Raw genomic sequence first — 24,658 nt, forward strand, 5'->3', positions numbered from 1 at the left:
GGGGGCGCGGGGCGGGATCGCAAGGCGGGGCGCCGCTCCCCGGGCCGCTCGGCCCGCCCCCACCCGCCCCTACTTCGCGGCGGAGTCGGTGCCGTCCGCGCCCCCGCGCAGCACCGATTCGACGCGGGCCGCCGCCTTCGCCAGATGGCGGCGGGCCTCCGCGAGTTGGTCCTCCGTCACGCCTTGGTCCCGGGCCGCGTCGCGGATCTCGTCGCGGAACCGGTCGAGCAGCCGGTCCAGGTCGCGGGCCGGGTCGCCGGTGCCACCCGTGTCCTTGGCCCATTCGGGCTCGGTGTCCGCGGCGCCCGGCTTGCTGGAGGCCGTCCAGCCGCCGGTACGGGCGAAGCCGCCCAGCTGGCCGGTGATCTCGGCCAGGCCCTCGCGGACCCCGGCCGGCCAGTCGCCCCGGGCGAAGTGCTCCTGGACCTGGCGGGCGGCGTTCTGCATCTGCTCGCGCGCCCGGTCCTGGGCCTCCTTGGCCTGGCGGCGGGCCTGCTGGGCGTCCTGGCGGGCGCGCCGGGACTCGTCCTTCGCCCGGCGGGCCTGCTCCTTCCACTCCTGCTTGGCCTTGCGCAGCTCCTCCTTCGCGGTGCGCCACGCCTCCTTGTCGCGCAGATCGCCGAGATCGCCCAGGTCACCGAGGTCGCCGAAGCCGCCGAAGGGGGACTCCTCGCCGGCCGGGCGGGCGCCCGAGCGGCCACCGGAGGTGTGGCGCGACTCGTCGGCCGCCGCCCGCATCTCGCTGCGCAGCTTGCCCGCCGCCCCGCGCACGTCGTCGCGCATCTCGGCGGCCAGTTCGGAGACGGACTCCCGGATCTCCAGCTCCAGGTCGGCCAGTTCGCCGGTGCGGTCGGCCAGCTCGGTGCGGCCGGCCTCGGTGATCGAGTAGACCTTGCGGCCGCCCTCGGTGGCATGCGTGACCAGGCCCTCGGCCTCCAGCTTGGCCAGCCGCGGGTAGACGGTGCCCGCCGAGGGGGCGTACAGGCCCTGGAAGCGCTCCTCCAGCAGCCGGATCACCTCGTAGCCGTGCCGGGGGGCCTCGTCGAGCAGCTTCAGGAGGTACAGCCGCAGACGGCCGTGGGCGAATACGGGGGGCATGTCAGAGCACCTTTCCGGTCGGCTCGCCGTCGTACGGATCTTCCTCGGCCTGCGGGCGGCGCAGGAGTGCGATCGACCCCGATACGGTCGTCGCCCGCAGGGTGCCGGTGCCGGAGCCCAGCGTGCCGGTGATCTTCTTCGCGCCCCACTGGCCGCTGACCCGCAGGTCCTCGAAGCCGTTGGAGACGGAACCGCTCGCGGTGTTCGCCTCGACCGTGGCGTCGGCCGGGTGCGGCAGCCGGATGGCGATCTCGCCGGAGACCGTGGTCAGCCGGATGTCGGTGGGCTTCCCGGTGGGGTCCACGTCGAGCACCATGCCGCCGCTGACCGACTCGGCCCTCACGGAGGCGCCGGCGCCCTCGACGACCGTGAGATCGCCGGAGACGGACTGGAAGCGCAGGTCGCCGGTGACGGACTGGGCTTCCACGCTGCCGGACACGGTCTCCGCGCCGACCGGTCCGGAGAGCTTGACGAGCGTGGTGTCACCGGTGACGCCACGCACCTCCGTACGGCCGCTGACCCCGGAGACGAAGGCCCCGGCGCCGACCACGCCGACCTCCACCGTCGAACCGGCCGGGACCGCCAGCGAGACGACCGCGTGGCGGCGCCACTCCTTGCGGTCCAACCACTTCAGCAGGTTCTGCCAGGCCAGGTCCTCGTACGCCACGGTCAGGACGCCGTCCTCCTGCGTCACGACCAGGGGCGGACCCTCGATGGCGGAGACCTCCAGCCGTGCGGTCGGCTCGTCGGTGCCGACGACGTTGACCGTGCCGTTGACGACGCGCACCTTCAGCGCGGTCACGGGTTCGTCGAAGGTCAGCTTCCGAGGCTCGGCGACGGTCCACGTCGAGACAGGCATGGATCTGACCTCCTGAGTAGCGCGCGAACGACGCAACATATCGCGTCTCTTGAACAACACGATATATCGCGGGTCCGGGAAGTCAAGAAAAGGGTGGGAAGTCGGGGGAGGGGTGGGGGTCGCGGAGAGTGCGGAGGGTGAGCAAAACACATCGGAACGGGACAATGTGTCCTACGGTGTGAGGCATGGACGCGACCTCACCCGTGGGTGCACTGCTGCTGTGCCGGACCGTGCCGGAGGCCGTGCGGCCGGTCGCCCGGCTGTTGCGCGAACCGCTGCTGCTCGCGCCCGCCGGTGACGGATGGAGCGTCCTCGTACCCGAGGGCGAGCCCTGGCAGGGCGGACGCCGGGCGGCGGCCTCGCCGGGCGAGGCAGCCGAACCCGTCGACCGGGTGCTGGGCGGCTGGGCCACCGCGCTCGCGGTCGGCTCGACCTGGCCGGTGCTCGCGCTCTGGTGGGACGGCGACCGGGCCGGCTACACCCTCGCCGCCGGATTCCGCCGCCCGGTGGGATACGTCTGGCTCGCGGACGGCACCCCGGCCGGTGAGGACGAGGCGATGCGTACGTTCGCCGAGCGGCTCGGGCTCGACCCCGTACTGGATGTGCAGGCGCTCGAAGCGCTGACCCGCCCCGACCCGGACGCCGACGCCCGCGCCCGGCTGCGCGGGCTGCTCGCCGTGCTCACCCGGACCGGTCTCGCGCTCCCGGCCGGCCTCGACCCGGGGGAGCCGGGTGCGCGGCCGGTCCCGGGGAGCGAGGCGTGGCCGGGGGCGGAGCGCGTCGAGTGGACCGGCTGGCGCGACGCGGTCCAGGTCGATCTGGACGCGGCGGAGAACAGCCGCATGGGGCCCTGGATGCGGGGGCCCCGGGCCCGCGCGCTGGCGGGCTCCCAACTGGCCGCCGGTCTCCCGCTCGCCCTGTGGGGAGCGGCCCGGCGCAGCGGCGGCTGGGCCTTCGCCGGGGTGCTGCTCATGGCGCACGGGGCGCTGGGTCTCGCGTACGACCGCATCCGGGAGGGCAGGCCGGACGCGACCGGCTGACGGGCCGGTTACTCGTCCTCGTCGTCCTCGTCGTCCAGACGGGCCAGCCAGGTCGCGAGGCGTTCGACCGGCACCTCGAAGTCGGGATTCAGGTCGACGAACGTACGCAGCTGCTCGGCGAGCCACTCGAAAGTGACCTCTTCCTCGCCTCGCCGCTTCTCCAGCTCCTCGATACCGCGGTCGGTGAAGTACATGGCACGAAGTTTAGAGGGCCTCCGACCGGCTTCGGTCGCGTCCTCGTCGATGTACCCCGCATCGGCCGACTACGGCCGTTAATCTGCGGGTAGTTGGCGAACGGGGGGTGTCATGGGTGACAGTGGGTCCCGTATTACGCGCATTGAGCTGCCGGACGGCACACCGGTGTGGGCCAGGATCTCCGGGGCCGAGGAGCTGGCCGGTCCGGCTCCCGGCGGCGGTCCGACCTACACGGACACCGGGTTCGGGGACATCGCGGACCAGGTGCAGGCGCGGGTCGAGAGTCTGCATTCGGTGGTGACCGGGGTGGCGCGCTCGCTCGCCGTGCCGCTGCGCGCGGTGCGGCCGGACGAGGTGAGCGTCGAGTTCGGCATCGAACTCACCGCCAAGTCCGGCAAGATCGTCGGGCTGCTCGCGGACGGCGAGGCCAAGGGCGCGATCACGGTCACGCTCACCTGGAACGGCGGCGGGCCCCCGGTCGACCCGCCACCGCCCACCCCGGTACCCGCACAGACGTCCGCACCGCCTGGGGGGCCGGTCCCCGCGCCACCGCCGCCGGTTCCGTTCGCGCCCCCCGCACCACCGCCCCCCGCACCGCCGCACGCGGGCGTACGACCGGGCTTCCCGCCCACCGGGGCATCCCCCGGCGCACCGGCACACCCCGGTGGTGCGGACGACACCGACGGCGGCGGGGCATGACCTCCGATGACCAGGGGGGCGCAGAGGGGGTGCTGGGGCCCGCTCAGGCTGCCCTCATGGACCTCGTGCAGGACGCCACCGTACGCATCCATCGCCCGCCGTCCGGGTATGCCCAGGACGGGCCGGGAGGGGACTTCCTGGGCAGCGGCTTCTTCGTCGCCCCCAGCTGGGTCCTCACGTGCGCGCACGTGGCGATGCGGGGGGAGGGGGGCATGGTGAGCGTGTGGTTCAAGGAGGACCGCTACAGCGCGGAACTGACCGAGGTGCCGGGCAAGGTCGTCGCCGCGATGCCCGGCGCCCGGCCGCCGGGGGGCGGCGGCTGGCCGGCCCCCGACCTCGCGCTCATCCAGCTCCAGCGGCCCGTCGAACACACCTGCGTGTACGTCACCGAGCGGTCCGAGGCGATGCTCCGCAGCCGCGAGGTGCGCTGCGTGGGCTGGGCGCCCGGACAGGGCGGCGGACTGCAGAACCGCAGCGGCGTCTGCGTGGTCAAGGGCTCCTACGGGGGGTCCGGCGACGCCGAGCAGGTCGTCCGGCTCGACGGGGACTGGGTGGAGCTCGGCATGTCCGGCGGCCCGCTGGTGGACCTCGTCCGGGGCGAGGTGGTCGGCGTGATCAAGTCACGGCTCGACGGCCATCAGGGCGGCACCGCCGTCGGCATCGAACGGCTGCGCACCCTGGAGGTGCCGGCCACCCCCGTCGAGACCGAAACCGACGACATATACCAGTCCGTCTTCCACGCCCACGACCGCTACCACGCCGACCGGCACACCAGCTCGGCCGGGACCGAACGGACCTGGACCGACGCGCAGAGCGAGCTGCCCGCCCCGCCCGGCGGCATCCTCGGCCCCAAACTCCGCGTGGACCTGCTGGGCCGGCTCGCCGAACTGCCGCCGCCGGCCAGCACCCGCGCCCTGCTGATGCTCCTCGACCGCCTGCCCGGGGTGCACTCCCGCGACCACCGCCCGGCCCCGCGCGGCTGGCGCGACGGACTCGGCGCGCTGTACGACGCCCGCGCCCGCGACCGCGAGGCCCGGTTCGAGCTGATCGTGCGCTTCTGCATGGGCGTCCTCGCGGCCGACCGCCCCTGCGGACAGCTCTCCGTCCGCAACGCCAAGGCGCTGTGGGGCTGGGTGAAGCGGATCGCCGACGTCGAGCTGCCCAGGGACCTGCGCCGCCGGCTCGACGTGGAGTGGGCCGAGATCCGGCTGCGCCTGGAGCAGAACCGCCAGCAGGCCGCCCGCGCCCCGGCGAGCGAACCCGTCCTCTACGGCGAACGCGACTGCGTCGTGCTCAACGTGGACCTCCAGGGCTGGTCCCGCGACCAGTACGACTGGCGGGTCGCCGTGGACCGCCGGGCCTCGGAGGCGGAGCCCGTCGACGAGGACAGCCGCGGCGCCCCGCTCGGCACCGTGCCCGACCGGCTGGCCGCCGCGCTGACCGAGGCGTTCCGCCGGTGCGACGAACCGGGCAGCCCGGCCATGCTCCAGGTCGTCGTGGCGCCCGCGCTCTTCGGGCTGCCGGTGGACGACTGGGTACTGCCCCCGTCCGGGCAGCGCCTCGGAGCCGTACGCCCGGTGGTGCTGCGCAGCCCGTACCAGGGCCCCGCCGAGGAGCGCCCGGCCCGCTGGAACGCCGGACTCGCGGCCCCGTTGCGGGCCGAAGTCGTCGACTGCGAGGACGAATTGAGGGTACGAGTACCGGAGTCGGCGCGGCTGCGCACTCTGGCCCACGAGACCGTGCCCGTCCTGTGCCGCTACGGAAGCCGGCCGGACTCCGACGTCACGGCCGGAGTGGTGCGGCTGCTCGACAGCGGCTTCGGCGTGGCCCTGTTGCAGCGGCGCACCACGGAGGGCGACACGGTCTGCCGGGAGTTCCACCGGCGCGTGGCCGAGGCCGTCTCGGACACCCGTACCCATGACCGGCTGCCGTGGAAGATCCATGAACTGAGACGAGGGGTGAGCGCGGGGCGCACGGAGATGTACTGGTCCGCCGGCGCCGCCCTCTACTACGACGATCCGCACCGTCCGCTGCCGGGCTCCGACTTCCTGGAGGCGCCTTGAGCCACCGCGTACCGCACCACCCGAGCAGGCGAACTGACCTTCCCCTTACGGGGGTTGAGCCGGATCGCTACGGTAAGGCACGTTCGACGGCGGCCGCCGGTGGCGGACGAGTGACAACGAGGAACACGCTATGAGTGAACCCAGCGAGTGGCTCATCTACCGAGGCGTCGGCGAACCGCACGACGAGGTGGCGCAGCTGCCGCCCCCGCCGCCCTGGCGTGACTTCACCGGCGGCCGGGCGGCCGCCGGGGCGGACGGCACCGAGTCCGCCGACCGCCGGCTCGGCATCCCCGGACGCGTCGCCGAGGAGCACCGGCCCGGCGCCGAGGAACTGGAAATGATCAACGCCGCGCTGTACCTGCGGCGCCCGCTGCTGGTCACGGGGGACCCGGGCGCCGGCAAGAGCACGCTGGCCCACTCCGTCGCGCGGGAGCTGGAGCTCGGCAAGGTGCTGCGCTGGCCCGTCGTCAGCCGCACCACCCTGCTCGACGGCCTCTACCACTACGACGCCATCGCCCGGCTCCAGGACGTCCAGATCGCCTCGCACGCGGCGGCGGCGGGCGGTGCGGCCGGGGCTGACGCGGCGCAGAGCGTGGGCAGTTACATCCGGCTCGGGCCGCTGGGCACCGCCCTGCTCCCCTCGGACCGGCCGCGCGTGCTGCTCATCGACGAGCTGGACAAGAGCGACATCGACCTGCCGAACGACCTGCTGAACGTGCTGGAGGAGGGCGAGTTCGCCATCCCCGAGCTGGAGCGGATCGCCGACCGGCTGCCCGACGGCGAGGCGGACGTGCTGGACCACGACGGCAACAAGGTGCGGATCAAGGGCGGCCGGGTGCAGTGCCGGGCCTTCCCCTTCGTCGTGCTCACGAGCAACGGCGAGCGGGACTTCCCGGCCCCGCTGATGCGCCGCTGCATCCACCTGGAGCTGGGCCGCCCCGACCACAAGCGGCTGGCCTCCTTCGTGAAGGCCCACCTGGGCGAGGAGGCGGCCCGCTCCAGCGACGACCTCATCGCCCACTTCCTGGAGCGTTCCCGCACCGAACTCCTCGCCACGGACCAGTTGCTCAACGCGATATACCTCACGCACGCCGCGTCTCCGGCCGGCCGCGACCGCCTGGCCGACCTGCTCATCCAGCGACTCGACCGGCCGAGGTGAGGCGCTGATGCCCGGGTCGGAGGAGGCGGACGGGACGCGGGGGGCGCGGGAGGCGAGGGAGACGCGGAGGGCGCGGGGAATAGCTGGGTCTGATGGGGCTGGTGGGGCGGCTGAGGCTGGTGGGGTCGCAGGGGCTCCTGGGGCTCCTGGGGCTCCTGGGGCTCCTGGGGCTCCTGGGGCTGGTGGGGCTGGTGGGACTTCTGAGGCTGGTGGGGTCGCTGAGACTGATGGCGCCGCTGAGGTCTCCGGGGTGGCTGAGGCGACTGGGGTGACCGGGGTGCCGGGGGCGGCTGAGGTGCCGGAGGCCTCCGGGGCGCCTCGGGTGTCCGAGGTATCCGAGGTATTCGAGGTAGCTGAGGCGTCCGGGACGGCCGGTGCCTCGGAGGCGTACGAGGACGGGTTGCTGCCCGAGCTCGTCGCCCGGCTGCGCGCGGCCGGGCTCGACCCCGATGTCGAGCAGCTGTGCGACGCGCTCTGGCTGGCCCGGTGGACCCGCAGCCCCGGCGGGCCCGACGCGGACGAGGACCGGGCCGCCGCGCAGCTCTCGGGCGCCCGGACCGCCGACGGGGCCACCGCCCCGGGCCGCGTCGGCACGCTGACCGCACGGGACGTACGCACCCCGGAGACGGGCCGGGACGACCGGCGCGACGCGGCGCGCGAACCGGGCGACGGCGAGCGGATCTCCCTGCACCCCGTCCCCGGCCGCGCCCGGCCCGGCGGCGGTGCGGACACGGAGGCCGAGGACGCGGACGCGCCCCGGACCGGCGGCGCCCGCTCCGGCGCGGACGCCCGCGCCACCGTGCTGCCCCTCGGCGTACCGGCCGCCCCCGTCCTGCCCGCACCCCTCGAACTCACCCGCGCGCTGCGCCCGTTGCAGCGCTACCACCCGGTCTCCGCACCGCTGCGCCGCGTCCTGGACGAGACCGCGACCGCGGAGCGCAGCGCCCGCGCGGGCGGCGTGATCATGCCGGTGTTCCGGGGGGTCCGGCGGGGCGACGCCATCGTGCAGTGCGTGATGGACGCCTCCTCGTCGATGCTGGTCTGGGACCGGCTGTTCGGCGAACTCCAGCAGATCTTCGCGCAGTTGGGCGCGTTCAGGGACGTACAGGTGCGCTACCTGCACCAGGGCCCGGACGGCGGCTGCACGGTCAGCCGCAGCCCCGACCCGGCCGCGGCCCCGCTGCACTCGGCGGACCGGCTCAGCGACCCGACCGGGCGCCGGGTCACGGTCGTGGTCAGCGACTGCGCCGGGCCGCTCTGGCGCAGCGGCCACGCCCACCGGCTGCTGCACCAGCTCGCCCGTCTGGCCCCCGTGGCCGTTCTGCAGCCGCTGCCGCAGCGCATGTGGAACCGGACGAGGCTGCCGGTCACCTTCGGTTCGCTGACCCGGGGCGAGGGCCCAGCCGGGGCGGCCCTGCTGAAGGTCACCGGCGACGCCGGAACCGGCCCCGCCGCCCACCCCGGGGCCCTGGCCGTACCGGTCCTGCCCCCGGTACCGGACGCGCTCGCGGCCTGGGCGAGGCTGCTCTCCGGCACCGGCGCCGCGTCCGTGCCCGGGGCGGTCGGCTGGGTCAGGTCCGACCAGCCCGCGGCCCCCGCCCGCCGCCGGGGCGACACCCTGTCCTCGCTCCAGCTGGTCAGCCGGTTCCGCTCGACGGCCTCCCCGGTCGCCGGCCAGCTCGCCGTCTACCTCGCGGCGGCCCCCCTCTACCTGCCGGTCATGCAGCTGGTGCAGCGCACGATGCTGCCCCACTCGGGCCCCGCCGAGCTGGCCGAGGTGCTGCTGAGCGGACTGCTCAAACGGGTCGACGGCGGCACCGGGCGCGGACAGTGGTACACGTTCGAGCCCGACGTGCAGGAGGCGCTGCTCGGGCCGCTCGGCCGTGACGAGGCCCTACTCGTACTCAAGCACTGTTCGCAATACATAGAGCAGCGGTTCGGCAAGGGCGGACCCAACTTCCCGGCCCTGGCCTACGCCCAGCTCGGCGACGGCACGGCGCGTGACGCCGGGTACGGCACCGGACCGGACGACGGCTGGCCGCTCCGGGGCGAGAACCAGGAGCCCCGGGACGGGGACGCGGACGGCGAAGACGCCGACGAGAGCGAGGAGAACGAGGGGAACGGGGGGAACGAGAGGCGCGGCGCTCCGCGCGTCCCCCACGCCTTTGCCGAGGTCGCAGCCCGCGTACTGGAGCGATTCATGCCCGTACCCCCCAGATTCGTGACCCGGGAGCCCAAGGCCCCCGGGAACCCTCCGGCCCCCGCCAACAGCCTCGCCGTGCGGCGCGCGCGTGAACTCGTGCGGCACTTCGAGGCCGACAAGATGGTGCAGCGCCTGATCGACGCCGTACAGCTGCTCAGAGGAGCCGCCGAGAACAGCCCGCCCCCGGCCGCCGACCCCGAGCTCTGGTCGGAGTACGCCCGGTGCGTACTGCGGCTGTGGGAGGTGCAGGGCGGCGCCGACCTGCTCGAAGAGGCCGAACGCGCCGCCGAGCGGGCCGCCGCCCGCCCCGGTGCCGTACGGGAGAGGGCCGTGCTCGCCAAGGTTCTGCACGCGGCGGCCGACGACCGGCGCAGGCGCGGCGACCGGCGCGGCGCCCTGGAACTCCTGCGGCGCGCCGACCGCGAGTACACCGCCGCCTGCGCCAGCCCCGGCCTGGAGCCCGGCGAGGCGCTGCGGCTCACCCTGGAGCGGGTGCGGGCCCTGGAGGCGCAGTGGCGGCTCGACGGCGACAGCGCCCTGCTCCAGAGCGCCTGCGGCATGCTGGAGGCCTTCGCCGACTCCTGGCCGGACCAGGAGAACCGGCCCGCCGTCCTGCCGCTCCAGCACGGCCGGACCCTCCTGAAACTGGCCCGCGCCACCCAGGACGAGGAACAGTCACGGGAGTACGCCCGCCAGTCGGCCCGCTCCCTGCGTACCGCCTTCGCACAGGGCGGCCGGCAGACCATGGGCACCGAGATCCGCGTTGTGCTGGACCTCGTGGACGCGCTGCTCGCCTCGGGCGCCGAACCGGAGGAGGCCGCCACCCTCACCGCCCAGGCACTGGAGACCGTACGCGACCAGCGCCGGCGCGCCCAGCTCCAGACTCGGGCCGGCAGGGTCCGGGTCGCCCGCTACGAGCACACCGGCGACCCCGCCGAACTCGTCACCGCCACCGAGTGGTTCGCCCGCGCGGCCCGCGGCATCCCCCGCGACTCCCGCGCCTACACGGACCTCCTCGCCGAATGGGGCGCCACCCTGCTGCGCCGCGCCGAACTCCCGGACGGCCGGGAGCACATCGGGGCGGCGGTACGGGTGCTGCGCGACTGCCGGTCCGAGATGCCGGCCGGGGGAGCGCACCAGTCCGAGCGCCTGCTGATGCTCGGCCGCGCCCTGATGCTGAGGCACCGCGCCACCGCGGACCGGGTCGACCTGCGCGAGGCCGAGTACCTCTTCAAGCTGGCGGCCGAGGAGGCCACGGCTCCGCTCACCGCCGCGCACTGCTGGCTGGAGCTGGGCCGGGCCCAGCTCCAGGCCGCCGGTGTCCTCGGCCGGCCGGCCCGGCGCGACGAGGCCGCGGAGGCCTTCCGGTCGGCCGCCGAGTCCGCCGCCGACGCGCAAACGGAGCTGGAGAGTCCACAAAACGTCCAGGAAGCAGTGGAGTTGGCCGCTACAGCGAACCACTGGCGGGGTATGACGTATGAGAGAGCGGGCCGCCCCCGGGCCGCGCGGGACGCGTACCGGGCGGCCCGACAGGAGTGGCGCAAACTGCCCGACGGCGGCGGCGCGGCGGGCGAGTCCACCGCTGACCGGCTCGCCGAACTGGAGCGCTGAGTGCTCAACGGCGAGCACGGAGGCGCCCCGGCGCCGACGACGGCCCCCACAGCCGTCACCGGCACGAAGGTCCGGGCAGCGGGGACAGTCAGGCCATGAGGCGGGACCGGCGGTGCGTGCTCAACGACGAGCGGGACACCGGCCGGCCCGGTACTGCGGTACGGGGAGGCGTGATGAGCGAGTCGACACGGAACGACGCTGCGGGCGCGGGGAGCAAGGGGGAGCTGCCCGACCTGCTGGGCCTGGACCTGGCGACCCTGCGGACCCTGGACCACCCGGTGCTCTCCGAGGTGGTCGCGGATCTGCGGGGGCGGGCGGAGCAGCCGAGGGAAATGCTCTGGGGGTTCACCAACGCCTTCTGAAGGGGAGGACCACCGGCGCGTTCTGACGCCTTCTGAGGGGGAGGACCACCGGCGCGTTCCGACAAGGGAGGGCCGCCCCACCGAAGCGGACGGCGGTGGTCCGGTAGCGCCGTGCCGCGCCCCGGGCACCGCACGGTTTCGGCCCCGGGTGTGCCCGATCAGGACATCATGGCCCGGGGCGGGGCTGCGCCTGCCGTACGCCGGGGACACTCCCCCTGGGCCGGTATCGGGGGCCACCCCGCCCGGCGTACAGCACGGGGGTGCGTGAGTGGCTGGACGGACGACGCCTCGGGGGGAACGGTCTGCGGAGCGGGCGCCGCAGCGCGATGCCCGTGCGCACCGCCGCGCCGGCCCGGCAGCGGCGTCGGCGGACGAACCGAGCGCGCGGCCGGTCCCCTTCGGCCAGTTCATCGTGAAGGTGCACGGCCGCTGCAACCTCGCCTGCCGGTACTGCTACCTGTACGAGGGCCCCGACCGGACCTGGCGCGACCGCCCCGCCGCGGCATCTCCCGCCGTCCTGGACCGCACCGTCGGCCGCATTACCGAGCACGCGGCCGCCCACCGGCTCCGCCGCGTCGCCCTCGTCCTGCACGGCGGCGAACCCCTGCTCGCCGGCCCCGGCCGGCTGGCGGCCCTCACCGACGCGGTGCGCGAGCGGGTGCCGGCGGGATGCACCGTCCACACCACCGTGCAGACGAACGCCACCCTGCTCACCGACGCCGGGATCACCACCCTCGCCCGGCACGGCATCCGCGTCGGCATCAGCCTCGACGGCGGCCTGGCCGCCCACAACACCCTGCGCACCGACCACGCGGGCCGCCCCTCCTGGCCCGCCGCCTCGCGCGGCGCCCGGCTCCTGGCCGACCACCACCCCGACGCGTACGCCGGCATCCTGACCGTCGTCGACCCGCGCACCGACCCCCTGGAGATGTACGAGTCACTGCTCGCCCTGCGCCCACCGGCCCTGGACCTCCTCCTGCCGCACGGCAACTGGTCCAGCCCGCCGCCCGGACTGCCCGACCTGACGGACACCGCCGTGGGCCCCGGATCGGGCCGCGCCACCCCGTACGGCGACTGGCTGTGCACCGTCTTCGACCGCTGGTGGCCGGCGCCCCGCCGGGAGACCCGCATCCGGCTCTTCGAGGAGTGCGTCGCCCTGCTCCTCGGACTGCCCGCCGCCACCGAGTCCCTCGGCCTCGACCCGCTCAACGCGGTCGTGGTCGAGACGGACGGCTCCATCGAGCAGGTCGACTCCCTCAAGTCCGCGTACGACGGCGCGGCCACCACCGGCCTCGACGTCTTCCGCCACACCTTCGACGACGCGCTGCGCCACCCCGGCGTCGCCGCCCGCCAGGCGGGAGCCGGCGCGCTCGCCGCCGCCTGCCGCGCCTGCCCGCTGCTGACCGTGTGCGGTGGCGGCCACTACGCACACCGCTATCGCGCAGACAACGGCTTCGGCAACCCCTCCGTCTACTGCGCCGACCTCGAACGGCTGATCCGCCACGTGGCGGCCCGGCTCGCCGAAGCAACCGCTGGAGACCCCCCATGAGCACCGCCGTCCCCGACCACGTCCTGCGCGAACTCGGCCGCACCGAGGGCGACGCCGACTCCCTCGGCCTGCTCGTCCGCGACCAGGACACCCGCCGCCTCGTCCTCCTGAGAGCCCTGCTCGACGCGGCGTCGGCCGCGCCCGCGACCGTGTGCCCGCCCCCGCTGCTGGACCGGCTGCGCGAGGACTGGGCCCTCCTCGAAGCCGCCGAGCGCACCGACCGGGCCGCGGTGCGCACCGTCCTGTTCCACCCCCTGGCCGGCCCCTGGGCGCAGCGCCTGCTCGGCGGCCTCACCGCCCAGGCCCCCGCCGGCCCGGACCTCCACGCCGACCTGGCCCACTTGACGGCCCTGGCGGCCGCGGCGGCGATCCGGGCGGGGGTGGCGTTCGAGAGCCGGCTCATCGCACGCGTGGGACCGGCCTGCCTGCCCACGCTGGGCGCCGTCCGGGCCGGTGCCGGCCCTGTAGGACTCTCCTACCGCGACGACGAGTTGACGCTGCGCCCGCAGGACGGGCCCGAGCTCACGGTCAGGTGCCAGCCGGACCGGACGCTGAGCTCGGCCGACCCGCGCTGGCTCCCGGTGCTCATGCTCCGCGCGATACTGCCGGGCGGCGGCCCCGTGACCCTCGACGACGTCGACCCGTACGGCATCGACGGCGGTGGGCTCCCGCGATACGGGCTGAGCGGGACCGCGCGCGTCGGTGACCACGAGCGCAAGGAGTGGGCCGATTCCTGGTCCGGTGTCGAGCCGCTGCTCCGGCTCGGCGGCGACCACCGCCTCACCGAGGCAGCCGCGTTGCTGCGCTGTGTAGTGCCGCTCAGCCGTCCGTCCGGGTCCGGGCCCGACGGCGAGGGCGCGGCACACTGCAGTGGTACCAGGCGCGAGGCCTTCGGAGCCGTCCTCAGCAGCAAGCCCGCCACCGCGGCCTACTTCGCCTCGACGCTCGTCCACGAACTCCAGCACACCAAACTGGCCGCCCTCACCGCCCTGGTGCAGCTCCACCGGGCGGACGCGGCCGAGCGCTACTTCGCCCCCTGGCGCCCCGACCCCCGGCCCTTCGACGGCCTCCTCCAGGGCGCCTACTCGCACCTCGCCCTCGCCGACTACTGGCAGCGGTTCGCCCTCCAAGCGCGCCGGGTCACCCACCAGGACCTGGCATGGGCCGAGCATGCCCGTTGCCGGGAACAGGTCGGGGCCGTACTGCCCGTGCTGGCCGGTTCGGCGGCGCTCACTCTCGAAGGCCGGACGGTGGTCAACGAGATGATCTCGGTCTACCACCGTCTGGACGATAATCCGTCCCCCCCGGGCCATCTCGCGCGCGCTCAGGCGTACGTGAGTACCGCCAAGGTGATATGGCAGCAGAGGAACGGCTCGCGAAGGGCCGTGAGAAGCCCGTGATTCCCGCTGGAGCGGCGGTGGCTCCGGTGTATGTTGACAAGGCTCGTATCGAGGCAGGGAGACGGTTGAATGCCCGGAACGCGTAAGCCAGTTGGAGTAACCGGGGCGAACACCGTCACGATCAGTTTCGCCGGTTTCAACCGCGCCTGGGCGGCGTGGATCGCGGACCGTCTGGAGCGGCGTGGTGTGACCGTCGTCCAGCAGCGCTGGGACCCGCCCCTCTCGGTCCCGCTGGAGGAGGCACTGCGCGACCTGACGCTCGCACGCGGACGGGTCCTGGTGATCCTCAGTGACTGGTACTTCCAGCTCGGCCCCCGTAGCCACGAGGAGTGGAACCGGGCGCTGCGCTCCGAAGTAGCCCCGGACCCCGACCGGTTCGCCGCCGTGTGCGTCACCACCTCCGCGCTCCCCGGAGCCACATCCGCCTTCGGCGCGGCCGACCTCACCAACGTCGGCGCCGAGGAGGCCGAGCGGCGGCTCCTCGCCCGGCTGGGCCTGCCCACCGACCCACTGCCCGACGCCGGCACCGTGCCGGGCCCGCGGTTCCCCTCCGACACCCCGCAGGTCTGGGGCGGAGTGCCGCGCCGCAACATCCGGTTCACCGGACGCGAGCAGCTGCTCAACGACGCCTACCGGGCGCTCCAGGAGGCCGGACCGGGCGCCGGGGTCGTGACCCTGCACGGCATGTCCGGCGTCGGCAAGACCCAGCTGGCCGCCGAGTACGTCTACCGTTTCGGGTCCGAGTACGACGTGGTCTGGTGGGTGCCCGCCGACCGGCGCGCCCTCTACCGGCAGAAGCTCGCCGAACTCGCCCCGGAACTGGGCCTGTCCACCGGTGCCGAGTACGGCGAACGGCTGCGTGCCGTACGCGACTCGCTGCGCCGGGGCGACCCGCACTCCCACTGGCTGCTGATCCTGGACGGCGCGGACGAACCCGACCAGATCTGGGACCTGGTGCCCACCGGCCCGGGGCACGTGCTGATCACCTCCCGCAACCCGGAGTGGAGCGAGCACAACAGCAACCTCGTCGAGGTGCCCGTGTACCGGCGCGGCGAGTCCGTCGCCTTCATCCGCCGCCGGGCCCCGCGCCTGACGTCGGCCGAGGCCGACCAACTCGCCGAGGCCCTCGAAGACCTGCCGCTGCTCCTCGACCAGACCGCCGGCTGGCTCAACGACTCGGACCTGTCGGTGGAGGAGTACATCGCTCTCCTCGACGGCGGGATCGACCAGGACGTCGTCAAGGTCTCCGCGGACTTCCCCCTCGCCTTCCAGACCGCCTGGTCGATACTGCTGAACAAGCTCAGGGACACCGTCCCCGAATCCGTCGACCTGCTGCGCCTGTGCAGCTTCTTCGCACCCGGCTCCATCCCCGTGAGGCTCCTGAAGGACATGCCACCCGGAGACCTGCCGGAACAGGTCGCCGGGCTCATGAGCGACCCCCTGCTGTGGAACAAGGCGATCAACCAGCTCCGTCAGTACTCCGTGGTCCGGCTGGAATCCCATGAATCGGGCGTCGACGCGGCGTCCTCCGGGGAATCCATCTACATGCACCGGATGGTCCACCAGATCGTCGGACACGACATGACGGAGGAGAACCGGCAGGAGTTCATCGACGTCGTCCGGCGCGCCCTCGCGGCGGCGGACCCCGGCCGCCCCACCGACACCCGCCTGTGGCCCGCGTACGCCGAGATCACTCCGCACCTGAAGTGGGCCGACGTACTGAAGAGCACCGACCCGGCGGTGCAGACCCTGGTGCTCAACTGCCTGCGCTACATGTACCTGTCGGGGGAGTACCGGGCCGGCATCAAGCTGGGCGAACGCGCCATGGCCGCCTGGCGGGAGCTGTTCGGCGAGGACCACCCCAGGATCTGGGACGTCAGCTACCACTACGCCAACCTGCTCAGGGCCGTCGGCGACTACGCCGGCACCGAGGCAATCGAACGCGCGGTGGTGGAGCGCCTGCGTGCCGAGCGCGGCCCCGATGACTTGGAGCATCTGCGTGCCGCCTCCGGCCTGGCCGCCGACCTGCGGGGCCTCGGCCAGTACGACGAGGCGCTGGAAGTTTCCAGCCGGGTCCTCACGGCATACCAGGGACTGCTGGGCGACCAGGACTCGCGGACGCTCAACGCACAGAGCAACCTGGCCGTCACCTTGCGGCTGCTGGGCCGGTACCAGGAGTCCCTGGAGCTCGACCGGCGCACGCTGGACGCCCGCCGTCAGCTCCTGCGGCAACGGCACACCTGGACCCTGTACTCCGAGATCGCCTACGCCATCGACCTGCGCCTGCTGGGCCGCTACAACGAGGCGTTCTCCCTCCAGAACCAGAGCGTCCAGGTGCACCGACGCGTCCTGGGACCGGACAACCCGCAGTCCCTGCGTGCCGAGCACAACCTCGCGCTGTGCCACTACCGCAACGGCGAGCGGGCCAAAGCGAGCGCCCTGTTCAGCCGTGTCCTGGAGCGATGCGAACGCGTCCTGGGCGACAGCGACCCGCTGACGATGATGTTCGCGGCCGGCCAGAGCTGCTTCGCCCGCGAACACGGCAACATCGACCAGGCCCGCGCCATAAGCGAGAAGGTCGTCAGCGGCTACGCGTACATGCTCGGCGAGAAACACCCGTACGCGGCCGGCTCCCGGGGCAACCACGCCCTGATCCTGCGCAACGTGGGCGAGCGGGACCATGCCCATGTGCTCCTGGAGGAAGCGCTCGCCACCATGACCCGGGCCGTCGGCGAGAACCATCCGTGGACGCTGGGCTGTGCCATCAACGCCTCGGCGCTGCGCAACCTCGTGGGCGATCCGGAGGCCGCCGCCGTGCTGACGGACTCGGTCATCACCCGGGCCGTCGAGGTTCTCGGCCGCACGCACCCGCTGACGCTGTCCGCCCGCATCGCCCACGCCGCCGACCTGCGTGGTATCCGCGACCGGCAGAAGGCCGAGAAGATCGAGAACGAGGCCCTGGAGGATCTGGCGACGACCCTTGGCGCCCAGCACACCCACACTGTCTCGGCCCGTTCCCGCACCCGCCCGTACTGGGACTTCGAGCCGCTGGTCGCCTGAGCCGACGCGGCTTCCACACACCAAAGGGCCCGCCCCGCGATTCGATCGCGGGGCGGGCCCCCTGTACGTGCTCCGCCGGTCAGGCCTCGAAGACCTCCTCGACCAGCTGGGTCTGCTCCGCCTGGTGGCGCTTGGCCGAGCCGACCGCCGGGGACGAGCCGCGCGGGCGGGAGATGCGGCGCAGGCGTTCGCCGTGCGGGACGTCGGCGCCGACGGCCAGGTCCAGGTGGTCGATCAGGTTCAGGGCGATGAACGGCCAGGCGCCCTGGTTGGCCGGCTCCTCCTGGGCCCACAGGTACTTCGCGGCGTTCGGGTACTTGGCGATCTCGGCCTGGATCTCGGCACCCGGCAGCGGGTACAGGCGCTCCAGGCGGATGATCGCGGTGTCCGTGACGCCACGCTTCTGGCGCTCGGCCTCCAGGTCGTAGTAGACCTTGCCGGCGCAGAAGACGACCTTGCGGACCGCGCTCGGGTCGACCGAGTCGTCGCCGATCACCGGGCGGAAGCCGCCGGTGGTGAACTCCTCCACCTTCGACGCGGCCGCCTTGAGGCGGAGCATCGACTTCGGGGTGAAGACGATCAGCGGCTTGTGGTGCGGGTTGTGCACCTGCCACCGCAGGAGGTGGAAGTAGTTCGACGGCAGGGTCGGCATCGCGACCGTCATGTTGTCCTGCGCGCACATCTGGAGGAAGCGCTCGGGGCGGGCGGACGAGTGGTCCGGGCCCTGGCCCTCGTAGCCGTGCGGCAGGAGCAGCGTGACGCCGGAGGTCTGGCCCCACTTCTGCTCGGCCGAGGAGATGAACTCGTCCACGACGGTCTGCGCGCCGTTGACGAAGTCACCGAACTGGGCCTCCCAGACGACCAGCGACTCGGGGCGGGCCAGCGAGTAGCCGTACTCGAAGCCCATCGCCGCGTACTCGCTGAGCAGCGAGTCGTAGACGTTGTAACGGGCCTGGTCGTCGGTGAGGTAGAGCAGCGGGGTGTAGTCCTCGCCGGTCACCTGGTCGACCAGCACCGCGTGGCGCTGGCCGAACGTGCCGCGGCGGCTGTCCTGGCCGGCGAGCCGGACCGGGGTGCCCTCCATCAGCAGCGAACCGATGGCCAGGGTCTCGCCCATGCCCCAGTCGATCGTGCCGTTCTCCACGGAGGCGGCACGGCGCTGCATCTGCGGGAGCAGACGCGGGTGCACGGTGATCGACTCGGGGATGTTGACCTGGGACTCGGCGATCCGCTTGACGACCTCGGCGGAGACCGCGGTGGACACGGCCACCGGGAACTCGGCCTGCGGGTCGGAGACGTGCGGCTGCGCCGGCTGCGAGGTGGCCTCGCGGACCTCGGCGAAGACCTTCTCCAGCTGGCCCTGGAAGTCCTGGAGCGCCTGCTCCGCCTCTTCCAGGGTGATGTCGCCGCGACCGATGAGGGACTCGGTGTAGAGCTTGCGCACCGAGCGCTTCTTGTCGATCAGGGTGTACATCTGCGGGTTGGTGAACTCCGGGTTGTCGCCCTCGTTGTGACCGCGGCGGCGGTAGCAGATGAGGTCGATCACGACGTCCTTGTTGAACGCCTGCCGGAACTCGAAGGCGAGCCGCGCGACGCGGACCACGGCCTCCGGGTCGTCGCCGTTGACGTGGATGATCGGCGCCTCGATCATGCGCGCCACGTCGGTGGCGTACATCGAGGAGCGCGAGGACTCCGGGGCGGCGGTGAAGCCGACCTGGTTGTTGATCACCACGTGCACGGTGCCGCCGGTGCGGTAGCCGCGCAGCTGCGACATGTTGAGCGTCTCGGCGACGACGCCCTGGCCCGCGAAGGCCGCGTCGCCGTGGAGCGCGACGGGCAGGACGGTGAAGTCCGTGCCGCCCTTGTTGATGAGGTCCTGCTTGGCGCGGGCGATGCCCTCCAGGACCGGGTCGACCGCCTCCAGGTGCGAGGGGTTGGCGGCCAGCGAGACCTTGATCTGCTCGCCGTCCAGACCGGTGAAGGTGCCCTCGGCGCCCAGGTGGTACTTGACGTCGCCGGAGCCGTGCATCGACCGGGGGTCGAGATTGCCCTCGAACTCGCGGAAGATCTGGGCGTACGACTTGCCCACGATGTTGGCGAGCACGTTGAGCCGGCCGCGGTGGGCCATGCCGATGACGACCTCGTCGAGGCGGGCCTCGGCGGCGGAGTCGATGACCGCGTCGAGCAGCGGGATGACGGACTCGCCGCCCTCCAGCGAGAACCGCTTCTGGCCGACGTACTTGGTCTGCAGGAACGTCTCGAACGCCTCGGCGGCGTTGAGCCGGCGCAGGATGCGCAGCTGCTCCTCGCGCTCGGGCTTGGGGCGCGGACGCTCCACCCGGTCCTGGAGCCACTTGCGCTGCTTCGGGTCCTGGATGTGCATGAACTCGATGCCGGTGGTGCGGCAGTACGACTCACGCAGCACGCCGAGGATGTCGCGGAGCTTCATCATCGACTTGCCGGCGAAGCCGCCGACCGCGAAGTCCCGCTCCAGGTCCCACAGGGTGAGGCCGTGCTCGGTGATGTCCAGGTCGGGGTGCTTGCGCTGGTGGTACTCCAGCGGGTCGGTGTCGGCCATGACGTGGCCGCGGACCCGGTAGGAGTGGATCAGCTCGAAGACCCGCGCGGCCTTGGTGACGTCGTCGTCGTGCGAGGCGTCGATGTCCTTGAGCCAGCGGACCGGCTCGTAGGGGATGCGCAGCGCCTTGAAGATCTCGTCGTAGAACTCGTTCTCGCCGAGCAGCAGCTGGGCCAGGATGCGCAGGAACTCGCCGGAGGCGGCGCCCTGGATGACCCGGTGGTCGTACGTGGAGGTCAGGGTCATGACCTTGGAGATGCCCAGCTTGTTCAGGGTGTCCTGCGAGGTGCCCTGGAACTCCGCCGGGTAGTCCATCGCGCCGACGCCCATGATGAGGCCCTGTCCGGGCATCAGGCGGGGCACCGAGTGGACGGTGCCGATGCCGCCGGGGTTGGTCAGCGAGGCGGTGACGCCGGTGAAGTCGTCCATGCCGAGCTTGCCGTTGCGGGCGCGGCGGACGATGTCCTCGTAGGCCTGCCAGAACTCGAAGAAGTTGAGCGTCTCGGCCTTCTTGATGGCCGCGACGACCAGCTGGCGGTCGCCGTTCGGCTTCACCAGGTCGATGGCCAGGCCGAGGTTGACGTGCTCCGGCTTGACCAGGGTCGGCTTGCCGTCCTTCACCGCGAAGGAGTAGTTCATCGCCGGCATGGCCTTGAGGGCCTGCACCATCGCGTACCCGATGAGGTGCGTGAAGGAGATCTTCCCGCCCCGGGCGCGCTTGAGGTGGTTGTTGATGACGATGCGGTTGTCGAAGAGCAGCTTCACCGGGACGGCGCGCACGGACGTGGCCGTCGGCAGCTCCAGCGAGGCGTTCATGTTCTTCGCGACCGCGGCGGACGGGCCGCGCAGCGTCACGTACTCCGGACCGGCCGGAGCCTCCGTCGCCTCGCCGGTCTCGGCCTTCGCGGCAGGGGCCTTGGCGGCAGGAGCGGCCTTGGCGGCGGGTGCCTCCGCGGCCGGAGCCGGTGCGGCCTTCGCCGGGGCCTTGGGCGCGGCGGGAGCGGCCGGGGCGGGCGCCGGTGCGGCGGGTGGAGCCGGTGCCTGGGCCGCGGGCTGCGCCGGTGCGGTGGAGGCAGCCGGGGTGGCGGCCGGGGCCGCGGGCGCTGCGGCCCCCGCGGCTGCGGCGCCGGGAACGGGCTTGTCCGCCGTGCCGGACTTGCCCGGCTTGTAGTCGGCGAAGAAGTCCCACCAGGCGCGATCGACCGCATTGGGGTCCTGGAGGTACTGCTGGTAGATCTCGTCGACGAGCCACTCATTGGCGCCGAAAGCCGCGGCCGGGTTGGTGCCCGGTCCGGCCTGGTCGGTCGAGATGCTCGAGTTACTGGGGGACTGAGACGACACGGCGGCAACCGCCCTCTTCCGCTTCACAAGGTGATGGACAGCGGGAATCAAGGCTACGCCTCCGCGGCCGTTCCCTGCAGGCCGGGCCGCTCTTCGTCGTGCAAGTCACATCGAAAGCCGGGTTTCGGCGCAGGAAATGGCGGGAAACAAGCATGGTTCCGCTTCGCTCCGGGTACGCGAGGCCGCATCTACGGCCCCTTGGACCGTACCCCTTGAACAGAACACGCAGAACGTGCCCTTCCGGTTCGAACCCTATGTCAACCTCGCTGCTGAGGAATCCCCGGAAGAGTGACGCGGATGCGGCAGCCGCGAGCAGATTCGGCCACTCCGATCCGGCCGCCGTGCAGATCCACCGCCCAGCGGGCGATCGCCAGCCCCAGACCCGTGCCGCCGTCGCTGCCCGGACCGTGCGGGGAGGCCACCTCGCCCCGGTTGAAACGCTCGAAGACGCGGTGCCGCTCGGACTCCGGGATGCCCGGGCCCTCGTCCACCACCTCCAGGTGCAGGGACTCCGGCTGCGGGCCGCGCCGGGCCAGCACCGTGACCCGGCCGTGCGGCGGGCTGTGCTTGACCGCGTTGTCGATCAGGTTGGCCACCACCTGGTGCAGCCGCTCCGCGTCCGCGTGCGCGGTCAACTCCGGCGGCGAGACGTCCAGGTGCAGATGGACGTCCGTACGGGAGTGGTTGCCGGAGCCCGAGGACAGACGGCGGTGCGCGGCGGCGAGGTTCGCCTCCTTCAGCACCCCCGACAGATAGGGCCACACCTCGAAGCGGCCGGCCTTCAGCGTGACCACGCCGTTGTCCAGCCGGGACAGGTCCAGCAGCGTCTCCACCAGCCTGCCGAGGCGCTCCGTCTGTTTGAGCGCCGTGCGCATCGTCTCCGGATCAGCGGAGGACACCCCGTCCACGACGTTCTCCAGGACGGCTCTCAGCGCCGCGATGGGGGTGCGCAGCTCGTGCGAGACATTCGCCACCAGCTCCTTGCGGTGCCGGTCCACGGCCGCCAGGTCGTCGGCCATCAGATTGATGGTCTGGGCCAGGTCGCCGAGCTCGTCGCGCCGGCCGGCGCCGTTCACCCGCCGCGTGTAGTCGCCGTGCGAGATGGACCGGGCCACGGCCCGCATCTCGTCCAGCGGCGCGGTCAGACCGTGCGCCACGAACTGGGTGATCAGCAGGGTCGCGATGACCGAGAACACGGTGATGAACCGCAGCTCGGTCCGCGTACGCAGGGCCACCATGAGCAGCCCCGTCGTGATGAAGACCGACACCACCACCAGGGTGCCCAGCTTGGCCTTGATGGAGAACGGCCGCAGACCCGGTCCGGGCGCGGTCATGGCGCGGGGGTCTCCAGCGCGTAGCCGACGCCGTGCACGGTACGGATGCGCTCCGCGCCGATCTTCCGGCGCAGCGCCTTGATGTGGCTGTCCACGGTCCGGGTGCCCGAGGCGTCCGCCCAGTCCCAGACCTCCGCGAGCAGCTGCTCCCGGGAGAGCACCGCGCGCGGGGTGTTGGCCAGGCACACCAGCAGGTCGAACTCGGTCGGCGTCAGGTGGACGTCGTCGGCGCGGACCCGCACCCGGCGCTGTGCGTGGTCGATCTCCAGCTCGCCGAGGCGCAGTATGCCGCTGCGCGGTGTCACGGCGGCCAGCGCGGCCCGCTCGACCCGGCGCAGCAGGACGTGGACCCGGGCGGCCAGCTCACGCATCGAGAACGGCTTGGTCATGTAGTCGTCGGCGCCGACCCCGAGCCCGACCAGCATGTCGGTCTCGTCGTCCCGGGCGGTCAGCATCAGCACCGGCACCGGCCGCTGGGCCTGCACGCGGCGGCAGACCTCCAGGCCGTCGAAGCCGGGAAGCATGATGTCGAGCACCATCAGGTCCGGCTGCCAGGCCTCGGCCGCGTCCACGGCCGCCGGGCCGTCCAGGGCGGTCTGCACCAGGAAGCCCTCCGCCCGCAGCCGGGCGGAAATGGCATCGACGATCGTGGCGTCGTCCTCGACCACCAGCACCCGGCGCTGCGCACCCGGGGTGGCCGCGACGCCGTTGTGGGTGGTGTGTGTCTGTTCCATCGCCCCGCCCCTGCCCGTTCTCGCGGAGGCCATTCCCCCGGACGTACGGTTTTCGCTCGTGAATTTCGTGGGTGATCCCGCTACCGCTCAGCAGCGTAGAGGCAGCGGAGGGCTTCCGGCTACGCAGGGTGCAAGGCTGTGCGGACGGAACGGGCGTACGAGGCAGGCGGAGTGTCGCGCTTGTGGGGCTTGGCCCCGGCGCGCCCGGGCGTCCGCGATACCCGGCCGGGGGATGTTCAGAGCGCCCGAACGGCGAGATGGACCACGTCCGGAACACCTCGGGCAACGCCTACTTCTTCCGTCCTTACCCCGTGGAACCCGGCATCCCGAAGGGCTTGCTCGAATGCGGCGGACGGTTGTGCGGACCACACCGCGAGCACACCGCCCGGCGTGAGCCGCGCGTGGCAGTCCGCGAGACCGGCGGGGGAGTAGAGGTTCCCGTTGTCCTCGGTGACGGTCCAGTCCGGCCCGTTGTCGATGTCCAGACACAGCGCGTCGTAACGGTCCGTAGTCGTACGCAGGTATGCGACGAGATCCGTGGCCAGTACGGCGGTCCGGGGATCGGCGAGCGCGGGCCCCGAGATCCCGGCCAGCGGCCCGTCCAGGTGCCAGTCCACGATCGCCCGCTCCCGCTCGGCGACCACGATCCTGCCCCAGCGCGGCTCGGCGGCCGCGCGGGCTAGCGAGAACCCGACGCCGAGCCCCCCGATGAGGACGGCGGGCTCGGCGCGGCCGGCCGGCAGCGCGGCGAGCGCGGCGTCGATCAGCAGCCGCTCGGAGCGCCCGTCGGAGGTGTCCATGAGGAAGCACCCGTTGGCGATGATCTCGAAGTCCTCGCCCCGCCTGCGCAGGACGACCTCCCCGTACGGTCCCTCGCGGCGGTCCAGGGTCACGGGGGCGTCGGCGGCGGGGCCGAACGTGTGGGGCATGGCGCTGATCTCCGGTGGACGGCGGTCGGTGTCACCGCCATCCTGTCGCGGCCGGACGCGCGGGGGCCAGCGGGTTCCCGGAACCGGGCGGCGCCGGGGGCCTCCCTCCGGGAACCCGCCGGCCGCCGCACCCGTCCGCGAGTAAGCCGACGGGCCCGGTCACGTGGACGCGGAACTCCGGGCCCAGCTCGCCGGAAGCCACGCCGGAAGCCGCCCCGGGAGCCGCGCGGTGGGCGGCCGGGGCACAAAGGCGTCGCGGAGGCGGTTGACGGTCGTGTGCCAGGGGTCGTTGTCAGGGGGCGTTGTCAAAGGTCGTCGTCCGGTTCCTCCCGGAGCTGTGCGGCCTCGGACGGCTCGGCCGTCACGCGGTCCAGGGCCCGTCTTTCCCGGCCGACCGTGTCGATGTCCGCGCATCGCGGCAGCCGCCACTGACGACGGGCGCGG

At 73.0% G+C, this 24,658-nt stretch carries 16 protein-coding genes; 9 read left to right on the forward strand and 7 right to left on the reverse strand.

What is annotated here, in order from left to right; genetic code table 11:
• Window positions 1-69 precede the first annotated feature (69 nt).
• Window positions 70-1,098: a PadR family transcriptional regulator gene (locus E6P78_RS10240; RefSeq protein ID WP_136203228.1), complete on the reverse strand. Its 1,029-nt coding sequence runs from the start codon at window positions 1,096-1,098 to the stop codon at window positions 70-72.
• Window position 1,099: 1 nt separating this feature from the next.
• Window positions 1,100-1,957: a DUF4097 family beta strand repeat-containing protein gene (locus E6P78_RS10245; protein ID WP_136203229.1), complete on the reverse strand. Its 858-nt coding sequence runs from the start codon at window positions 1,955-1,957 to the stop codon at window positions 1,100-1,102.
• Between the two features lie 185 nt (window positions 1,958-2,142).
• Between E6P78_RS10245 and E6P78_RS10250 the strand changes: the two genes are divergently transcribed.
• The gene (locus E6P78_RS10250) at window positions 2,143-2,997 is read left to right on the forward strand and encodes a hypothetical protein (RefSeq protein ID WP_136203230.1); all 855 of its coding nucleotides are present in this window, start codon (window positions 2,143-2,145) and stop codon (window positions 2,995-2,997) included.
• 8 nt (window positions 2,998-3,005) lie between these two features.
• Here the strand turns inward: E6P78_RS10250 and E6P78_RS10255 are convergent, their stop codons facing one another.
• A complete protein-coding gene (locus E6P78_RS10255) occupies window positions 3,006-3,191 on the reverse strand; it encodes a DUF6104 family protein (protein WP_010061466.1) in 186 nt (61 codons plus the stop codon).
• A 112-nt stretch (window positions 3,192-3,303) separates the two neighbouring features.
• Here E6P78_RS10255 and E6P78_RS10260 point away from each other — a divergent pair, with 112 nt between their 5' ends.
• The 8 genes from E6P78_RS10260 (at window position 3,304) to fxsT (ending at window position 17,298) form a co-directional block, all read left to right on the forward strand.
• Window positions 3,304-3,891 carry a CU044_2847 family protein gene (locus E6P78_RS10260; RefSeq protein WP_136203231.1) on the forward strand — a complete coding sequence of 196 codons (588 nt, stop codon included), beginning with the start codon at window positions 3,304-3,306 and terminating at the stop codon, window positions 3,889-3,891.
• Window positions 3,892-3,947: 56 nt separating this feature from the next.
• On the forward strand, window positions 3,948-5,954 hold the full coding sequence (locus E6P78_RS10265) for a trypsin-like peptidase domain-containing protein (RefSeq protein WP_168712593.1): 2,007 nt from the start codon (window positions 3,948-3,950) through the stop codon (window positions 5,952-5,954).
• 130 nt (window positions 5,955-6,084) lie between these two features.
• A complete protein-coding gene (locus E6P78_RS10270; protein ID WP_136203233.1) occupies window positions 6,085-7,113 on the forward strand; it encodes a MoxR family ATPase in 1,029 nt (342 codons plus the stop codon).
• A gap of 322 nt (window positions 7,114-7,435) precedes the next feature.
• Complete coding sequence (locus E6P78_RS10280) at window positions 7,436-10,927, forward strand: SAV_2336 N-terminal domain-related protein (protein WP_136203234.1); 3,492 nt, start codon at window positions 7,436-7,438, stop codon at window positions 10,925-10,927.
• A 173-nt stretch (window positions 10,928-11,100) separates the two neighbouring features.
• A complete protein-coding gene (gene fxsA / locus E6P78_RS10285; protein ID WP_136203235.1) occupies window positions 11,101-11,289 on the forward strand; it encodes an FxSxx-COOH cyclophane-containing RiPP peptide in 189 nt (62 codons plus the stop codon).
• A gap of 409 nt (window positions 11,290-11,698) precedes the next feature.
• Window positions 11,699-12,838, forward strand: a complete 1,140-nt coding sequence (locus tag E6P78_RS10290; RefSeq protein WP_240799135.1) for an FxsB family cyclophane-forming radical SAM/SPASM peptide maturase — start codon at window positions 11,699-11,701, stop codon at window positions 12,836-12,838.
• Window positions 12,835-14,238, forward strand: a complete 1,404-nt coding sequence (locus E6P78_RS10295) for an HEXXH motif-containing putative peptide modification protein (RefSeq protein ID WP_136203236.1) — start codon at window positions 12,835-12,837, stop codon at window positions 14,236-14,238. The genes E6P78_RS10290 and E6P78_RS10295 overlap by 4 nt, the downstream gene beginning before the upstream one ends.
• A gap of 69 nt (window positions 14,239-14,307) precedes the next feature.
• Window positions 14,308-17,298, forward strand: a complete 2,991-nt coding sequence (fxsT, locus tag E6P78_RS10300; RefSeq protein WP_136203237.1) for an FxSxx-COOH system tetratricopeptide repeat protein — start codon at window positions 14,308-14,310, stop codon at window positions 17,296-17,298.
• Between the two features lie 79 nt (window positions 17,299-17,377).
• On the opposite strand, the gene E6P78_RS10305 is transcribed toward fxsT, so the two are convergent.
• The 4 genes from E6P78_RS10305 to E6P78_RS10320 all read right to left on the reverse strand — a co-directional run bounded on the left by E6P78_RS10305 (window position 17,378) and on the right by E6P78_RS10320 (window position 24,214).
• Window positions 17,378-21,217: a multifunctional oxoglutarate decarboxylase/oxoglutarate dehydrogenase thiamine pyrophosphate-binding subunit/dihydrolipoyllysine-residue succinyltransferase subunit gene (locus E6P78_RS10305; protein WP_136203238.1), complete on the reverse strand. Its 3,840-nt coding sequence runs from the start codon at window positions 21,215-21,217 to the stop codon at window positions 17,378-17,380.
• A gap of 257 nt (window positions 21,218-21,474) precedes the next feature.
• Window positions 21,475-22,551: a HAMP domain-containing sensor histidine kinase gene (locus E6P78_RS10310; RefSeq protein WP_136203239.1), complete on the reverse strand. Its 1,077-nt coding sequence runs from the start codon at window positions 22,549-22,551 to the stop codon at window positions 21,475-21,477.
• Window positions 22,548-23,285, reverse strand: coding sequence for a response regulator transcription factor (locus tag E6P78_RS10315; RefSeq protein WP_014154105.1), 738 nt, complete (start codon window positions 23,283-23,285; stop codon window positions 22,548-22,550). Before E6P78_RS10315 ends, E6P78_RS10310 begins: the two co-directional genes overlap by 4 nt.
• A gap of 236 nt (window positions 23,286-23,521) precedes the next feature.
• The gene (locus E6P78_RS10320) at window positions 23,522-24,214 is read right to left on the reverse strand and encodes a spermidine synthase (protein WP_136203240.1); all 693 of its coding nucleotides are present in this window, start codon (window positions 24,212-24,214) and stop codon (window positions 23,522-23,524) included.
• Window positions 24,215-24,658: the final 444 nt, after the last annotated feature.

The organism is Streptomyces sp. A0958 (assembly GCF_004795035.1).
Classification (GTDB): domain Bacteria; phylum Actinomycetota; class Actinomycetes; order Streptomycetales; family Streptomycetaceae; genus Streptomyces.